Genomic DNA, 16,263 nt, shown 5'->3' with positions numbered 1-16,263 from the left:
AGGTCAGCGGGCTCATGCGGACGGGCTCACGGGGCAGCCGTGCCGGACGGGCCCCGGCGGGGGCCGGGCGCCCCGCGGCAGCCGGGCGTCAGATGCGGACGCCCCACATGAAGGGCATGCCGCTCGTCGAGATCGCCTCGAACCGCACCGGCGCGCCCGGGTAGGGCGCGTGCAGCATCTGGCCGTTGCCCGCGTAGAACGCCACGTGCCCCAGGTCGTTGCGCAGGATGACCAGGTCGCCGACGCGCAGGTCGCTCATGCTGTTGATGCGCGTGCCCGCGCTGGCCTGCGCCTGCGACGTGCGGGGCACCGAGATGCCCGCCTGGCGGTAGGACCACTTGATCAGCCCGGAGCAGTCGAAGGCGTTGGGGCCCTCCGCCCCCCAGGCGTACGGCATGCCCACCCGCGTCGTGGCCGCCTGGTAGGCGGAGGAGGCGCGTCCGGTGACCGGCGGCGCCTCGCTCGCGCTCGCCGCGTTCCCGGCCACGGCGCGTTCGCCGGCGGCGCGGCTGGCGCGCTGCTCCTGCTCCCGCATCGCCTGCCGCTCCTCCTCGGTGAGCTTGTTGAGGAGCTTCTGCGCGTCGGCGAGCTTGCCCTGGACCTTCTTCTTCTGGGCGGCCAGTTCCTTGCGCGTCTCGGACAGGTCGGCCAGCTTCTCGCCGGCGTCCTCGCGCTGCTGCTCCAGCAGCCGCTGCTTGTCCTGGATCTTCTTCAGCGCGGCTATCTGCTTGCCGCTGAGCTGGTCGAGCGCGGAGGCCCGCTCCAGGTACTCGTCCGGGTCGGAGGAGAGGAAGAGCTGCACGGACGGGTCGAGGCCGCCGCTGCGGTACTGGGCGGTGGCCATCGAACCGAGGCCGTTGCGCAGTTCGTTCAGCTCGCCCTGGCCGCGGGCGACGGAGTCCTGGAGCTTGTCGACCTGCTCCTGGAGCTTGTCGGCCTTCTCCTGGGCGCCGTTGTACTTCTCCGTCGCGACCGCCGCGTCCTCGTGCAGCCGGTCGACCTCCGCCTTCACTCCGCGCCGGTCGTCACCTGGGTCGGCCTGGGCGGTGTTGGCGGTCATGGCGACGGCCGCGGCGGCGGTCGCGGTGATGACGGTCGCGCGGGTGCGGCCCGGCTGCTTGGGACGACGGTGGGACGCCACTGGGGCGATCTCCTTCTTCCTCAGCCGCCTGCCGGGGCGACAGAAACCCTGGCCCCGGCTCCGCTTTGGGCGCAGCGGACTCGGCGGTACCTCCGCTGACATCCCGGATGGATGATCAACCGCGCGAAGGTTCGAGCCCAGACACTAGCCACGTGCCGACGCGCGCTTCAAATCCTTGCGGCATAAATCTCACGGTACACCGTCATCCTTTACCAACATCACACGGGCAGCGACCGGCACTTGACGCTGCGTTCACCACGCGGACGGTCATCGGGGACGAGTGCGACGGCGGACCGGAAAAGGGACGGGAGGGCTCAGGACCGGGCAAGCCGCCGGATGAGCACGGCGGACGCGACCGGACGCGCCCCGGCCCGGGCCACCCCGTCGGCGACCTCGCGGTCGGTGGAGACGACGACGACCGGACGCCCCGCCGGCTCGGCGCGCACCAGGCGGCGGATCAGCTCGTCGGCCGTCTGCCCGGGTTTGCTGAACAGCACCCGCACCCCGCGCGGCGGCGCGAGCAGCACCGGCGTGGCCAGCTCGGCCCCGTCGAACACGCAGGTCACCTCGGCGCCGGACTGGGCGGCGAGTCCGGCCAGACCGCCCAGCAGCCGCAGCCGCTGCTTCTCCAGCGGCAGCGTCGGGTAACCCGTCTTGGTGACGTTGTAGCCGTCCACCAGCAGGTGCACCTGCGGCAGGGCCAGGAGCTGGTCGAGGAGCGCCGGATCGCTGTCGGACAGGGCCCGCTGCGCCACGTCCTTCGGGCTCATGCGTCCCGGCTCGACCGCCTCCACGGTGTCCGCCGGGTGCTGGCCGGCCGGCGGCAGGGCCAGCTCCCGCCGCAGCCCCTGGGCCGCGTCCAGGACGGTGTCCAGCAGCAGCCGCACCCGCATGTCCGCCACGCCCCGGCTCTCCCGGGACGCCCGGCGGCTGGCCTCCAGCGCCGTCTCGGCCTCCGCCACCCGGGCCCGCAGCCGCCGCGCCTCACTGTCCGCCGCGGTCTTCTGCGTCGCCGCCTGCGCCCGGGCCTCCTCCAGTTCGGCCTGGAGCTTGCGCACGGCCGCCTCACCGCGCCGGACGTCGCTCTGGGCGCTGCGCAGCCTGCGGTGAAGCCCGTCCATCTCCCGCCGGGCGGCGTCCAGTTCGGCGCGCATCCGGTCGTGCCCGTCCCGCCGGGCGCCCCGCACCTCGGCCAGCTCGGCGCGGAGCCGGGCGAGTTCCCGCTCGGCCTCCTCGCCCGCCCGCTCGGCCTGGGCGCGCTGGGCCTCCTCCCCCGCGGCGGCCACCAGCTTCGCCCAGCCCTCGGGACGCAGCACGTAGGCGACGGCGGCTACGGCGACCGGGTCGGCCGCGGCCGGGGGCGAGCCGCCGTCCAGCGCGCCGGACAGCTCCGGCTCCAGCTCGCGCAGCCGGGCCGCGATGCGCTGCCGGAAGACCGCGTCACCCTCCAGGGCGGCGGCCATGGCGTTGCCGCCGAACTTGGCCCGCCGCGCGGGGGTGAAACGGGCGTACTGCCGCAGGGGCGCGGGGAGTTCCGCGACGGTCAGCCCGCCGAGCGCCTCGCCGGTGAGGGCCACCACCTTGCGCCGCACCTTCTCGGGCAGCGGGCGGTCGAGCCCCTCGGCAGGGCGCGGCCGCTCCTCGCGCGGTTCACCGCCCGTCGTCTCCTGCACGGCTCCACACCCGTCCCAGCCGTCTCAGACCTGCGCGCCGGGCCGGTCCACCAGCTCGACCTGGTCCACGGCGTTGCACCAGCGGCAGCGCACGGACTCCACGGACTCGCTCAGGACCTCGCGCTCCTCCACCTTCGGCTCCCCCGCCAGGTCCAGGTGGACGTACTCCACGACCCGGCTGCTGCGCGTCACGTCGAAACGCGTCAGGTTCCCGCACAGGGTGCAGCGCCAGCGCTGCTCGGCCGTGGGCTGGGGGACCGGCATGTGTCGTCCTCTGCTTTCCGGAAAGGGGGGCGGAGACCTACCGCAACCCTACGGCCTGCCGCCCGTCACGTGGGGCGCGGTGACCCGGCCGTGGCCGAGCCGTCATCATCCGGCCGCGCGGAGGGCCGCGCATTAGAGTGGGCCGCGCCGCCGCGCGCCCGGCCGTCTCCGGGCCCGGCGCGGCCCCGCTCAGGCGACCGAAAGAGAGACCAAGCCGTGATCACCTCGATCGTGCTCATCAAGACCAGCACCGACCGGATTCCGGAGATCGCCGAGCAGATCGCCGCGCTGGAGGGCGTCAGCGAGGTGTACTCGGTGACCGGCGCCCACGACCTGATCGCCATGGTGCGGGTGGCGCGCCACGACGACCTGGCGGAGGTCATCCCCGGGCGGATCAGCAAGGTGCCCGGCGTCGAGGCCACCGAGACGCACATCGCCTTCCGCACCTACTCCCAGCACGACCTGGAGGCGGCCTTCGCCATCGGCCTGGACTCCTGACCGTCCGGGGCGGGCCGCCGGGCCTCAGCCCGCGGCCCGCCGCACCAGGCCGCCCAGCGCCGCCAGGAAGCGCTCGACGTGCCCGGCCGGGGTGCCCGCGCCGAAACTGACCCGCACCGCGCCCAGCGGACGCCCGCCCGGCGCGTCCCCGGCGCCGCACTCCCCCGGCTCCGCGTCCCCGGCGCCCACCAGGGCGCGCAGCAGCGGATGCGCGCAGAACAGGCCGTCGCGCACCCCGATCCCGTGGTCGGCCGAGAGCGCGGCGGCCACCTCGGCCGCGGGCAGGCCCGCGACGGTGAACGACACCACGCCCACCCGGGGCGCGCCCGGGCCGAACAGGGACAGCACCGCCACGCCCGGCAGCGCGCCGAGCCCGGCGAGCAGCCGGTCCAGCAGCCGCTGCTCCCTGGCCACGAGGGAACCGAACCCGGCCTCCGTCAGCGCGCGGCAGGCGGAGGCGACGGCGTAGGCGCCGATGACGTTGGGCGATCCCGCCTCGTGCCGGGCGGCGGTGGTGTGCCACCGCGCGGTGACGCCGCCGTCCGCGCCGCGCACCACGCTGCGGCTGGCCCCGCCTCCCGCCAGGTACGGCGGGGCATCGCGCAGCCAGTCCGCGCGGCCGGCCAGGACGCCCGCGCCGAAGGGGGCGTAGAGCTTGTGCCCGGAGAAGGCCACCCAGTCCACGTCCCAAGCCGCCGCGTCCACGGGGCGGTGCGGGGCGAGCTGGGCGGCGTCCAGCACGATCCGGGCCCCGTGCCGGTGCGCGACGGCGGCCAGTTCGGCGACGGGCCACAGCTCCCCGGTCACGTTGGACGCCCCGGTCACGCACACGAGCTTCGGGCCTCCCGGCGCGCGGCGCAGCGCCTCTTCGAGCGCCGCGACGGCCTGCCGCGGGCCGCGCGGCACGTCCAGCCACGTCGTGCCGTGCCCGCGCCACGGCAGCAGGGCGGCGTGGTGCTCACTGGCGAAGACGAAGACCCGCGTGCCCGGCGGCAGCGCCGCGGCCAGCAGGTTGAGGGAGTCGGTGGTGGAGCGGGTGAAGACGACCTGGTCGTCCGGGCGGCAGCCCAGGAAGCGGGCGACGGTCCGGCGGCTGTCCTCGAACAGGTCGGTGGACAGCCGCGAGAGGTGCCCGGCGCCGCGGTGCACGCTGCCGTAGTACGGGGCGTAGGCGGCGACGTCGTCCCACACCCGGCGCAGGACGGGGGCGCTGGCGGCGTAGTCGAGCGCCGCGTAGGGGACCCGGCCGCCGCCGGAGACCGGCACCAGCACGTCGTCGCCCAGCACGGGCAGCGGCGCGTCCGGCACCGCCCCGTCGGCGGCGGGGGCGGGTACGGCGGGGGCGGGCGCGGGTACTGCGGAGCCGGGCACGGCGGACGCGGTGGGCGCGCCGGTGACGGTTCCGGCACGGACGGTCAGGGCAGCGGGGAAAGCGGACATGAGGATCTCCGGATCGGGGTGCCGAGGGGGTGCCCGGCCCGCGGGCGCCCACGGGGGGCGCGGCGGTGGCGGGGCGCAGGACAGCGGGGCGCTGGGGCGCCCGGGGCCGTACGGCCCTACCGCATTCGCCCGCTCATGTGGGAACTCCCTCGACCGCGCTTGCCGCCGACCTTGCTGTCGTGCGGCCCGGTCATCACCCGGGGCACCCCGCCACGGCTGGAGGGTTGCCGGACGGCGGGCCGGGGCCTTGGGTCGCCGTCACTCGTGACCTGAGACGTGAGTATGGCACAGCCGTCCGCCCGGCCCCGGACGGGGCCGGACCAGGCGGACGGCCCGCCGCGTCAGGCGTGCGTGGCCCGCGCCCAGCGCTCCAGCGCCGCCTTCGCCGCGCCGGAGTCGACCGCGTGGGCGGCCCGCTCCATGCCGGCCGCGAGCTGCCGGGCCAGCGGCTCCCCGGAGGGCTCCAGCGCGACGAGGGCGGCGGCCGAGTTGAGCAGCACCGCGTCCCGCACGGGCCCCCGCTCGCCGTCCAGCAGCCGCCGGGCCACCTCCGCGTTGTACGCGGCGTCCGCACCGCGCAGGGCCTCGACGGGCACCAGCTCGACGCCGACGTCGCGCGGGTCGAACGTCTCCGTGCGCACGGTGCCGTCCCGGACCACCCAGACCGTGGAGGTGGCGGTGACGGTCAGCTCGTCGAGACCGTCGTCCCCCCGGAACACCAGGGCGGAGGTGCCGCGCTCGGCGAGCACACCGGCGACGATCGGGGCCATGCGGGCGTCGGCGACACCGGTGGCCTGCGCCCGCACCCGCGCCGGGTTGGTGAGCGGACCGAGGAAGTTGAACGTCGTCGGCACGCCCAGCTCCCGCCGCGCGGCGGCGACGTGGCGCAGCGCGGGGTGGAACCTGACCGCGAAGCAGAAGGTGATCCCGGCCTCCTCCGCCACCTCCGCGACGCGGCGGGGGGTCAGCTCCAGGTTCACACCGAGCTTCTCCAGCACGTCGGAGGCGCCGCTCGCCGAGGACGCCGCCCGGTTGCCGTGCTTGACGACCCGCGCCCCGGTTCCCGCCACGACGATCGCCGACATCGTGGAGATGTTCACCGTGCGGGCCCGGTCGCCGCCGGTGCCCACGATGTCCACGGTGGGGCCCGGCACCTCGATGGTGTTGGCGTGCTCGTACATCGCCCGCACCAGACCGGACATCTCGCCCACGGTCTCGCCCTTGGCCCGCAGCGCCACCGCGAAGCCCGCGATCTGGGCGTCGCTGGCCTCGCCGCGCATGATGCGGTCCATGGCCCAGGCGGTGTCCTCGCGGGTGAGGTCCCGCCCGGCCAGGAGGGCGCTCAGCACGTCCGGCCAGGAGCGGTCCGCCATGGTGTCGCCTCCGGCGGGGGTCACAGCGCTCATGGGCACGCTCCTGGGTGGGCCTGGGTACGGAACCGGTGCCGCGCGCGCCGACGCGCCGCGACGTACCGCACCCTATCGGCACCCGCCGCACGCCGAAGGGCCCCGTCCACCGTCCGGACTCGGACGGCGGGCGGGGCCCGGAGCGCTGACGCGGCGGACGGTCAGTGGTGGCCGTGGCCGCTGCTGATCTCCGCGTACTCGTGCGGCGTCGGCTTGGGGATCTGGCCCTTGGGGCCGTAGTAGCCGCGGTTGATGCGCACCCGCAGCCGCTCGACGGGGCCGACCTTGCGCCGGACACCGCCGGAGTCCTCCGCGGCGGGCAGCTCGGCGGGCGCGGGCTGGTCGTGCTGCGTGAGCAGGTGCATCTGCTCCTGCGGCAGCGGCTCGTGCACCTCGACGAACTCACCGTGCGGCAGGCGCTTGATGATGCCCGTCTCCCGGCCGTGCAGCACCTTGTCGCGGTCCCGCCGCTGGAGGCCCAGGCAGATGCGCCGGGTGACCACGAACGTCACGAGCGGCACGACGAAGAAGCCGATGCGGGCGAACCAGGTGATGGCGTTGATCGACATGTCGAAGTGGATGGCCCACAGGTCGTTGCCGCCACCGACCAGCATCACGAAGTACCAGCTGATCCACGCGGCACCGACCGCGGTGCGGGTGGGCGCGTTGCGCGGCCGGTCCAGCAGGTGGTGTTCCCGGGTGTCCTTGGTGACCCACGACTCGAAGAACGGGTACAGGGCGATGACCGCCAGCACCAGCGGGAACACCATCAGCGGCACGAACACGCCGAAGTTGATGGTGTGCCCGGTCGGGATGACCCACTCCCAGCCCGGCATGATGCGGATCAGGCCCTCGGAGAAGCCCATGTACCAGTCCGGCTGGGCGTTCGTGGACACCTGGTCGGGCCGGTAGGGGCCGATGACCCACACCGGGTTGATCTGGAACGCCGCCGAGATCATCGCGATGACGCCGAAGACCAGGAAGAAGAAGCCGCCGGCCTTGCCCATGTACACCGGCATCAGCGGGAAGCCGACGACGTTCTTGTTGGTGCGTCCGGGCCCGGGGAACTGGGTGTGCTTGTGGTAGAAGACCAGGATCAGGTGGGCGACGACCAGGCCCAGCATGATGCCCGGCAGCAGCAGCACGTGGGCGGCGAAGAACCGCGGGATGATCTCCGTGCCGGGGAACTCGCCGCCGTACAGGAACATCGCCAGGTACGTGCCGACCAGCGGCATCGACAGGATCGCGCCCTCCATGAACCGCACGCCGGTGCCGGAGAGCAGGTCGTCGGGGAGCGAGTAGCCGGTGAAGCCGGTGAACATGCCGAGGACGAGCAGCAGGAAGCCGAACAGCCAGTTCAGCTCGCGCGGCTTGCGGAAGGCGCCGGTGAAGAAGACGCGCATCATGTGCACGAACATCGCCACCAGGAAGATCAGCGCCGCCCAGTGGTGGATCTGCCGCACCAGCAGACCGCCGCGCACGTCGAAGCTGATGTCCAGCGTGGAGGCGTACGCCTCCGACATCAGCACGCCCTGCATGGGGACGTAGGAGCCCTCGTAGTGGATCTCCGCCATGCTCGGCTTGAAGAACAGCGTCAGGTAGACACCGGTCAGGAGGATGATGATGAACGAGTAGAGCGCGATCTCGCCCAGCAGGAACGACCAGTGGTCGGGGAAGACCTTGCGCAGGTTCTTCTTGGCCGCGCCGTAGATGCCCAGGCGGCCGTCGGCCCAGTCGGCGACGCGTTCGCCCGCCGGCGCCTTCGGGCGCGGGCGCCGGTTGTCGGGGGTGTTGCTCATCCGCGCTCCCAGAAGCTCGGGCCGACGGGTTCGGCGAAGTCGCCCAGGGCCATGAGGTATCCCTCGTCGTCCACGCCGATGCGCAGCTGCGGCAGCGGGTGGCCGGCCGGGCCGAAGATGACGCGGGCACCGTCGGCCATGTCGAAGGTGGACTGGTGGCAGGGGCACAGGACGTGGTGGGTCTGCTGCTCGTAGAGGCTCACCGGGCAGCCGACGTGGGTGCAGATCTTGGAGTAGGCCACGACACCGTCGTAGGACCACTCCAGCTCCTGCGGGTCCTTGATGTCCTCCGGTTCGAGCCGGACGAGCATGAGGGCCGCCTTGGCGATCTCCTTGTGGAAGTCGTGGTCGTCCGGCGCCAGGCCCTCGGGCATGGCGAAGGACAGCGACCCCACGGTGATGTCCTCGGGCCGCAGCGGCTCCATCGTGTTCTCGTTGACCAGCCGCTTGCCGCGGGCCCACAGCGTGTGGCGCAGCTTGTCCTCGGGCAGCGGCCCGAGGTCGCGCAGGAGCATCACGCCGGAGAGCGGGACGAGGGCCAGCGCGCCGAACATCGTGTTGCGGATCAGCTTGCGCCGGCCGAGCTGCGAGTCGGCGGCGCCCTCCGCGAAGGCGGTCCGGGCGGCGGCCTTGGTGTCCTCGTTCGCCCCGATCGGGTAGCGGTCCTGCACCATCTCGTGGCCGCTCATCAGCGTGCGCGACCAGTGGACGGCGCCCGCGCCGATGCAGAACAGGGCGATGCCCAGCGTCATGCCCAGCGCGAAGTTCAGCGCGCTGATGTGGCCGAGCGGGAAGATGTACACGATCTGGTCAACCGGGAAGATCACGTACGACGCGATGAACCCGATCGTGGCCAGCATGGACAGCGTGAAGAGCAGGGCCACGGTGCGCTCGGAGCGCTTGGCCGCCCGCTCGTCGATGTCCTGGATGCGGTCCTCGTGCGGGGGGAGCCCGGGGTCGGCGAACGGGTTGCCGTCCGCCTTCTCGGCTTCCGCGCCGGGGCGCGAGCCCCGCTCGGAGGGCAGGTTCTCGTCTGACACGTTCTCGTCCGGTCCAGTCTCGCTACTCATGACTTCCTGGCCTTGGCGTTACGGGCCGCGACCCAGACGGTGACACCGACCAGGAGGGGCAGACCGATGACCCAGGCGAACAGGCCCTCGGCGACCGGCCCGAAGCCGCCGAGCTTGTACCCGCCCGGGGTCTTCGCCTCGGAGGAGTTGACCTGGCCCAGGTAGGCGGCGATCTGCCGCTTCTCCTTCTCCGGCATCACCGAGTCGGGGAAGGCGGGCATGTTCTGCGGGCCGGTCTGCATGGCCTCGTAGATGTACTTGGGGTCGACGTCGTCGAGCTGCGGAGCGTACTTCCCGTCGGTGAGCGCGCCGCCCTCACCGGTGAAGTTGTGGCACTGCGCGCAGTTGGTGCGGAAGAGCACACCGCCCTCGGCGATCTCCTCGCCGCTGAGCCCCTCGGGGTTGTACTGGTCCTCCGTGGGGATCGCCGGGCCGGGGCCCAGCGAGGCCACGTACGCGGCGAGCTGGTCGATCTGCGGCTGCGTGTACGTCCGCGGCTTGTCGGGCGCCTGGACGCCGGGGTTCTGGAGCGGCATGCGCCCGGTGCCGACCTGGAAGTCCACGGCGGCCGCGCCGGTGCCGACCAGGGACGGACCGTCACTGGTGCCCTGGCCGCCGGTGCCGTGGCAGGTGGCACAGCCGACGGCGTAGAGCTTCTCGCCCTCCTCGATGGCGAGGGACTGGGCGGAGGCCGTCTCGGCCTGCGCCTCCCCCGCGGGAGCGAACGCGGCGTACAGCCCCCCGGTGGCCGCCAGCGCGAAGAGTAGAACGACGATCGCCGCCAGCGGATGGCGCCGTCGTGCGGAGAGCTTTTTCACGGATTACCCCGGTGTCAGGATCTTCTGCGTCGATGCTTATGGCTCTGCTGTGTCCGGCCGGTGCGGCGGGACTACTTGATCAGGTAGATCGTGGCGAAGAGTCCGATCCAGACGACATCGACGAAGTGCCAGTAGTACGACACGACGATGGCCGCGGTCGCCTGGTGGTGGGTGAACCGCCGCGCCATGTACGTCCTGCCGAGGACGAACAGGAACGCGATCAGACCGCCGGTGACGTGGAGCCCGTGGAAGCCGGTCGTCAGGTAGAAGACCGAACCGTACGGGTCGGAGGCGAGCGAGAGGCCCTCGTGCTTGACCAGCTCGACGTACTCCACGATCTGACCGCCGATGAAGACCGCGCCCATCACGAAGGTGATGATGAACCACGATCGGAGCTTCTTCACGTCGCCGCGCTCGGCGGCGAAGACGCCCATCTGACAGGTCAGGGAGGAAAGCACCAGGATCGTCGTGTTGGCTGCCGCGAAGGGCAGGTTCAACGCCGAGGCCTTCTCGGTCCAGAACTCGGCTCCCATGACCGAGCGAGCGGTGAAGTACATCGCGAACAGGGCCGCGAAGAACATCAGCTCTGAGCTCAGCCAGATGATGGTTCCGACACTGGTGAGGTTCGGCCGGTTGACCGACGGGTGCGCGTGCCCGGTTTCTACTGCTGTTGCTGTCGCCACGACCGACATTATGTCGGTCGCTTATTCCGTCCTCACTTCGGGGGGTCCCGTTCGGTGTGTCCACCCGGCCTGTCCTGCTCAAACGGGTGCACGGAAGCCGTCCGGGGTGCTGCCCCGGCGAGGACGAGGGAGTAGCATCCGAGGACCACAGGCACCATCCCACACACGCGCCCCCACCCGTACACACGCGGAGGAACGATGCAGCCGACGGCCACGGTGCTGGTCTACAGCGACGACGCGAGCACCCGGGAGCAGGTGCGGCTGGCCGCCGGCCGGCGGCCCGCGGCTGACGCCCCCGCCGTGACGTACGTGGAGTGCGCGACGCTGCCCGCCGTGCTGAGCACGCTGGAGGCGGGCGGGATCGACGCCTGCGTGCTGGACGGCGAGGCCGTTCCCGCGGGCGGCATGGGCGTGTGCCGCCAGATCAAGGACGAGATCTTCGAGTGCCCGCCGGTGCTGCTGCTCATCGGACGCCCGCAGGACGCCTGGCTGGCGACCTGGAGCCGGGCGGAGGCGGTCGTGGCTCACCCGGTCGACCCGGTCGCCCTGGCGGACGCGCTCGCCGCCCTGCTGCGCGCGCCCGCTCCGGCCACGGCCTGACCGCGGGGTCCGTCCGGGCGGTGCGGCAGCCGTCCGGACGGGCCCGCGCGCGGGCCGCGCGCGGGGGGCCACCCCTCAGACCGCCGGGCGCAGCCGGGGCTCCACCGGCTCCCCCGGCTTCTGCGACCTCGCCGGCTGTTCCGCCCCCGCCGTCTTCTCCGGCTTCGCCGGTCCGGCCGCCGCGGCGTGCAGGGCGCTGCCCGCGCGCCACTCGTCCCAGGACAGGTTCCAGTCGCCGAAGCCGTTCCCGAAGGCGGGCATCGCCGTCCCCTCGGTGTTGACGTGGGTGACGAGGTCGCCGGGGCGCACGTTCTCGTAGAACCAGCGCGCGTCGCCCGTGGACATCCCCGTGCAGCCGTGGCTGACGTTCGCGTACCCCTGCGAGCCCACCGACCACGGCGCGGCGTGCACGTACTCGCCGCTCCACGTGAGCCGGGCGGCCCAGTGCACGGGCAGGTCGTAGAAGTCCGCGCTGCCCGGACCGATCCCGATGCTCGTGCTGCGCATCCGGACGAACGGCTGCCGTCCGAGGATGACCTTCGTGCCGTTGCGGGTGCGGAAACCCTCCTTTCCGGTGGTGATGGGGAACGTGTTGACGACCTCCCCGTTGCGCTTCACCGTCATCCGGAGCGCGGCGGCGTCGGCGAGCGCCTCCACGCGGTCCCCGGTCCGCAGCTTCAGCGGCGCGGCCTCGCCGCCGTAGAGGTTCTCGCGCACCCGCACCCCCGTGAGCCGGCTCTCCACGGTGATGGAGGTGTGGGCGGGCCAGTACTCCTTGGGGCGGTAGTGCAGCTTCTTGTCGTCCACCCAGTGCCAGGAACCGGTCACCTCGGGCGTGGAGCGTACCCGCAGCGCCCGCTCCACTATCCGGCGCTGTACGGGTTCCCTGACGGCGCGGCCCAGCTCCGCGGTGATCGGCTGCCCGACGCCGTACGTGCCGGGTTCCGGACCGAGTTCCACGCTGAGCTGCCGGTTCCGGGGCGGGGTACGGGTCTCGAAGGTGACCGTGCTGCGGCCCGGCCGGCCGTTGTCGTTCTCGGTGCTGACCCGCACCGAGTAGCGGATGCCGGCGACCAGCGGGGCGGTGCTGCGCCAGCGCGTGCCGTCGTCGGTGAGTTCGCCGCGGACGTGCCGCCCCGCCGTGTCGGTCACGATGACGTCGGTGATCCGTCCGTCGTCCCCCGTGGCGGTGACCTCCAGCGGCTCGTCGGCGTCCACCGTGCGGGTGTCCTTGCCGCCCGCGCTGACGGCGACGTGTCCGGCGGCGTCGTACGGTTTCGCGGCCAGGGGGTCCGAGGAGTCTCCGCAGGCCGTCAGCGCCAGGGCCGGCGCCAGCAGGAGGGCGCAGCCGCGTGCGATTCGTTGCGTTCCATACGTCCCGTGCCTCATGGAGCAAAAATATGAATACTGCGGCGAACGGGCGCGATCTGTACGTACAAACGGGTCACCCCCGGAGTGTCCTCCGGGGGTGACCCTTGACTTCGCCGGGTGTTACTGGTTCTGGGCTTCGCCGTGGTAGTACTCGAAGACCCAGCCGAAGACGCCGACGAGGATGAGCGGCAGCGAGAGGAACAGCAGCCACCAGCCGAAGACGACGCCCATGAAGGCGAACGCGCTGCCCACCCCGAGGGCCAGCGGCTGCCAGCTGTGCGGGCTGAAGAAGCCCAGCTCTCCGGCGTCGTCCGCGACGTCCGCGTCCTCCCGGTCCTGCGCCCCGGTGTCCACGCGCCGCGCGGTGAACGCGAGGTAGTAGCCGATCATGATCGACAGGCCGAAGGCGAGGAAGAGCGCGGTGGTGCCCACCGGCTCCTTCGACCACAGGCCGTAGATGATGGCCACGACCAGGATGAAGACGGCCAGCCAGATGAAGAGCTTGCCCTGGACCTTCACTTGCCGGCCTCCTTCTCGCCCGAGAGGCCGTGCGCCTCGGCGGCGACCGCCTTCTCCTCGGACGCGCGGTTCTCAAGCTGGTCCATGGCCGCGATCTCCGGGTGGTGGAGGTCGAAGGCCGGGGACTCGGAACGGATGCGGGGCAGCGTGAGGAAGTTGTGCCGCGGCGGCGGGCACGAGGTCGCCCACTCCAGTGAACGGCCGTAGCCCCACGGGTCGTCCACCTCGATCTTCTTGCCGTACTTCGCCGTCTTCCAGACGTTGTAGAAGAACGGCAGGAGCGACAGGCCGAGCAGGAACGAGCTGATCGTGGAGATGGTGTTCAGCGCCGTGAACCCGTCCGCGTCCAGGTAGTCCGCGTACCGGCGCGGCATGCCCTCGGCGCCCAGCCAGTGCTGCACCAGGAAGGTGCCGTGGAAGCCGATGAACAGCGTCCAGAAGGTGATCTTGCCGAGCCGCTCGTCCAGCATCTTGCCGGTGAACTTGGGCCACCAGAAGTGGAAGCCCGCGAACATGGCGAACACCACGGTGCCGAAGACGACGTAGTGGAAGTGGGCCACCACGAAGTAGGAGTCGGAGACGTGGAAGTCCAGCGGCGGCGAGGCCAGGATGACGCCCGTCAGACCACCGAAGACGAAGGTGATCAGGAAGCCGACCGTCCACAGCATCGGTGTCTCGAAGCTGAGGGAGCCCTGCCACATCGTGCCAATCCAGTTGAAGAACTTCACACCGGTCGGGACGGCGATGAGGAACGTCATGAAGGAGAAGAACGGCAGCAGCACACCGCCGGTGACGTACATGTGGTGTGCCCACACCGTCACCGACAGGCCCGCGATGGCGATCGTCGCGGCGATCAGACCCGTGTAGCCGAACATCGGCTTGCGCGAGAAGACCGGGATGACCTCGGAGACGATGCCGAAGAACGGCAGCGCGATGATGTACACCTCGGGGTGCCCGAAGAACCAGAAGAGGTGCTGCCACAGCAGGGCGCCGCCGTTGGCGGGGTCGAAGATGTGGGCACCGAACTGGCGGTCCACCTCAAGGGCGAACAGCGCGGCGGCCAGCACCGGGAAGGCCAGCAGCACCAGCACACCGGTGAGCAGCACGTTCCAGGTGAAGATCGGCATGCGGAACATCGTCATGCCGGGGGCGCGCATGCAGATGATCGTGGTGATGAAGTTGACCGCACCGAGGATCGTGCCGAAGCCGGACAGGGCCAGGCCCATGATCCACAGGTCGGCGCCGATGCCCGGCGAGTGCTCGACGCTGGACAGCGGCGTGTAGGCGAACCAGCCGAAGCTCGCGGCGCCGTTCGGCGTGAGGAACCCGGCCACCGCGATCGTCGAGCCGAACAGGTAGAACCAGTAGGCCAGCATGTTCAGCCGCGGGAACGCCACGTCGGGCGCACCGATCTGGAGCGGCATGATCCAGTTCGCGAAGCCCGCGAAGAGCGGGGTGGCGAACATCAGCAGCATCACGGTGCCGTGCATGGTGAAGAGCTGGTTGAACTGCTCGTTCGACACCATCTGGGTGCCGGGACGGGCCAGCTCCGCACGCATGATCAGCGCCATGACGCCGCCGATCACGAAGAACATGAAGGAGGTGATGAGGTAGAGCGAGCCGATGGTCTTGTGGTCGGTGGTCGTCAGCCACTTCACCACGACGTTGCCGGGCTCCTTGCGCCGCACCGGCAGCTCGTCCTCGTACGAGTCGTCTGCCGTGGCGGCACCCTGGGGTTCGTTGAGGATGCTCACGGGTTGTTCGTCTCCGCATTGTTGGCCGCGTCCGACTGCTCGATGCCCGCGGGGAGGTAGCCGGTGCTGCCCTGCTCGGCCAGTTCCTCAAGGTGCTGCTGGTACCGCTCGGGCGAGACCACCTTGACGTTGAACAGCATCCGCGCGTGGTCGGTGCCGCAGAGCTCGGCGCACTTGCCCAGGAAGGTGCCCTCCTGGGTGGGGGTGACCTCGAAGCGGTTCGTGTGACCGGGGATCACGTCCTGCTTCATCAGGAACGGCACCACCCAGAAGGAGTGGATGACGTCCCGCGAGGTGAGGATGAACTGGACGGTCTCGCCCTTGGGCAGCCACAGCGTCGGCCCGGGGTTGCCCGTCTCCGGGTCGCGGTCACCGGGGATGCCGGCGACGTGCACGCCCTCGGCGCCCTCGGGGACGGCCGACATGAAGCGGTCCGGGATCGCGTCCAGCTCGGGGGCCGTCCTGTTGTCCGTGGAGGCGTCGCCGTCCACGTCCGCCAGGTAGTTGAAGCCCCAGCTCCACTGGTAGCCGACCACGTTGATGACGTGGTCGGGCTTGTCGGAGGTCTCCAGGAGCTTGGACTCGTCACGGGCGGTGAAGTAGAAGAGCACCGAGACGATGACGAGCGGGACCACGGTGTACAGGGCCTCGATGGGCACGTTGTACCGGGTCTGGGTGGGGATCTCCACCTTGGTGCGCGACCGCCGGTGGAAGATGACGCTCCACAGGATCAGCCCCCACACCAGCACGCCGACGGCGAGCGCGGCGAACCAGGAGCCCTGCCACAGGGAGAGGATGCGCGGCGCCTCCTCTGTGATGGGCGTGGGCATGCCGAGGCGGGGCAGGTCCTCCGAAGTGCAACCGGTGGCGGTCGCCAGGACCAGGGCCGCGGCCAACGCCTGCGGCAGCATCCGCCGCATCGGGCGCCGCGACGAGCGGTCGGAGCCGTTGGGACTCACGTAGCGCCTTCCCGAGAGTCTCGCCCGCACCGCCGGGCGCGGACCTGGTGACCGGGCGCCGGCCCTGGCGCGGGCAGGGGTTTGGATGTTTATGCGGACCAAACCCTACTGGACGCCCTCTGGGGCCGTGCGGGGAGGGTACGTAACGCACCGCGTGTCCCTCCGAAGGGGTGGAACCCCCCGGAACCGCTCCCTCCGCCGGTCCCTCCGCCGCTTCGCGCGCCGCCGGCCGGCGGGCCGCCGGCGGCGGGCCGCCGCGGGGGCCGTC

At 71.8% G+C, this 16,263-nt stretch carries 15 protein-coding genes and 1 riboswitch; of the genes, 2 read left to right on the top strand and 13 right to left on the bottom strand.

The window, feature by feature from the left end; all coding sequences use genetic code 11:
- Positions 1–88: 88 nt before the first annotated feature.
- The 3 genes from V1J52_RS10875 to V1J52_RS10865 form a co-directional block, all read right to left on the bottom strand.
- On the bottom strand, positions 89–1,141 hold the full coding sequence (locus V1J52_RS10875) for a C40 family peptidase (RefSeq protein ID WP_330139453.1): 1,053 nt from the start codon (positions 1,139–1,141) through the stop codon (positions 89–91).
- Between the two features lie 314 nt (positions 1,142–1,455).
- Positions 1,456–2,814 carry an NYN domain-containing protein gene (locus tag V1J52_RS10870; protein WP_330139452.1) on the bottom strand — a complete coding sequence of 453 codons (1,359 nt, stop codon included), beginning with the start codon at positions 2,812–2,814 and terminating at the stop codon, positions 1,456–1,458.
- A 24-nt stretch (positions 2,815–2,838) separates the two neighbouring features.
- Positions 2,839–3,078 carry a hypothetical protein gene (locus V1J52_RS10865; protein ID WP_330139451.1) on the bottom strand — a complete coding sequence of 80 codons (240 nt, stop codon included), beginning with the start codon at positions 3,076–3,078 and terminating at the stop codon, positions 2,839–2,841.
- Between the two features lie 216 nt (positions 3,079–3,294).
- Between V1J52_RS10865 and V1J52_RS10860 the strand changes: the two genes are divergently transcribed.
- Positions 3,295–3,576 (top strand): Lrp/AsnC family transcriptional regulator, encoded by a 282-nt coding sequence (locus V1J52_RS10860; protein WP_330139450.1) that lies wholly within the window; start codon positions 3,295–3,297, stop codon positions 3,574–3,576.
- 24 nt (positions 3,577–3,600) lie between these two features.
- Here the strand turns inward: V1J52_RS10860 and V1J52_RS10855 are convergent, their stop codons facing one another.
- The 6 genes from V1J52_RS10855 to ctaE all read right to left on the bottom strand — a co-directional run bounded on the left by V1J52_RS10855 (position 3,601) and on the right by ctaE (position 10,801).
- Positions 3,601–5,016, bottom strand: a complete 1,416-nt coding sequence (locus V1J52_RS10855; protein WP_330139449.1) for an aminotransferase class V-fold PLP-dependent enzyme — start codon at positions 5,014–5,016, stop codon at positions 3,601–3,603.
- Between the two features lie 150 nt (positions 5,017–5,166).
- Positions 5,167–5,286, bottom strand: a riboswitch (SAM riboswitch).
- Between the two features lie 71 nt (positions 5,287–5,357).
- Entirely contained in the window at positions 5,358–6,422 is a 1,065-nt protein-coding gene (gene trpD, locus V1J52_RS10850; protein WP_330139448.1) for an anthranilate phosphoribosyltransferase, read from the bottom strand.
- 161 nt (positions 6,423–6,583) lie between these two features.
- Positions 6,584–8,221 carry a cytochrome bc1 complex cytochrome b subunit gene (qcrB, locus tag V1J52_RS10845; RefSeq protein WP_330139447.1) on the bottom strand — a complete coding sequence of 546 codons (1,638 nt, stop codon included), beginning with the start codon at positions 8,219–8,221 and terminating at the stop codon, positions 6,584–6,586.
- Entirely contained in the window at positions 8,218–9,291 is a 1,074-nt protein-coding gene (gene qcrA, locus V1J52_RS10840; RefSeq protein ID WP_330139446.1) for a cytochrome bc1 complex Rieske iron-sulfur subunit, read from the bottom strand. Before qcrA ends, qcrB begins: the two co-directional genes overlap by 4 nt.
- On the bottom strand, positions 9,288–10,109 hold the full coding sequence (gene qcrC / locus V1J52_RS10835) for a cytochrome bc1 complex diheme cytochrome c subunit (protein WP_330139445.1): 822 nt from the start codon (positions 10,107–10,109) through the stop codon (positions 9,288–9,290). The genes qcrA and qcrC overlap by 4 nt, the downstream gene beginning before the upstream one ends.
- A gap of 71 nt (positions 10,110–10,180) precedes the next feature.
- Positions 10,181–10,801 (bottom strand): aa3-type cytochrome oxidase subunit III, encoded by a 621-nt coding sequence (gene ctaE / locus V1J52_RS10830; protein WP_330139444.1) that lies wholly within the window; start codon positions 10,799–10,801, stop codon positions 10,181–10,183.
- A 189-nt stretch (positions 10,802–10,990) separates the two neighbouring features.
- On the opposite strand from ctaE, the gene V1J52_RS10825 reads away from it, so the two are divergent.
- Positions 10,991–11,392: a hypothetical protein gene (locus tag V1J52_RS10825; RefSeq protein WP_330139443.1), complete on the top strand. Its 402-nt coding sequence runs from the start codon at positions 10,991–10,993 to the stop codon at positions 11,390–11,392.
- A gap of 75 nt (positions 11,393–11,467) precedes the next feature.
- Here V1J52_RS10825 and V1J52_RS10820 read toward each other — a convergent pair whose 3' ends face one another.
- From V1J52_RS10820 to ctaC, 4 genes are all read right to left on the bottom strand, one after another.
- Positions 11,468–12,781, bottom strand: a complete 1,314-nt coding sequence (locus tag V1J52_RS10820; protein WP_330139442.1) for a L,D-transpeptidase — start codon at positions 12,779–12,781, stop codon at positions 11,468–11,470.
- Between the two features lie 102 nt (positions 12,782–12,883).
- Positions 12,884–13,282, bottom strand: a complete 399-nt coding sequence (locus V1J52_RS10815; protein WP_330139441.1) for a cytochrome c oxidase subunit 4 — start codon at positions 13,280–13,282, stop codon at positions 12,884–12,886.
- Positions 13,279–15,036, bottom strand: a complete 1,758-nt coding sequence (gene ctaD, locus V1J52_RS10810; protein ID WP_330139440.1) for an aa3-type cytochrome oxidase subunit I — start codon at positions 15,034–15,036, stop codon at positions 13,279–13,281. The genes V1J52_RS10815 and ctaD overlap by 4 nt, the downstream gene beginning before the upstream one ends.
- Complete coding sequence (gene ctaC / locus V1J52_RS10805; RefSeq protein WP_330139439.1) at positions 15,033–15,995, bottom strand: aa3-type cytochrome oxidase subunit II; 963 nt, start codon at positions 15,993–15,995, stop codon at positions 15,033–15,035. The genes ctaD and ctaC overlap by 4 nt, the downstream gene beginning before the upstream one ends.
- Between the last annotated feature and the right edge of the window lie 268 nt (positions 15,996–16,263).

This window comes from Streptomyces solitudinis (assembly GCF_036323765.1).
Classification (GTDB): domain Bacteria; phylum Actinomycetota; class Actinomycetes; order Streptomycetales; family Streptomycetaceae; genus Streptomyces.
Note: the sequence above shows the minus strand (reverse complement) of the source record. Positions and strands in the feature narration are given on the sequence as shown.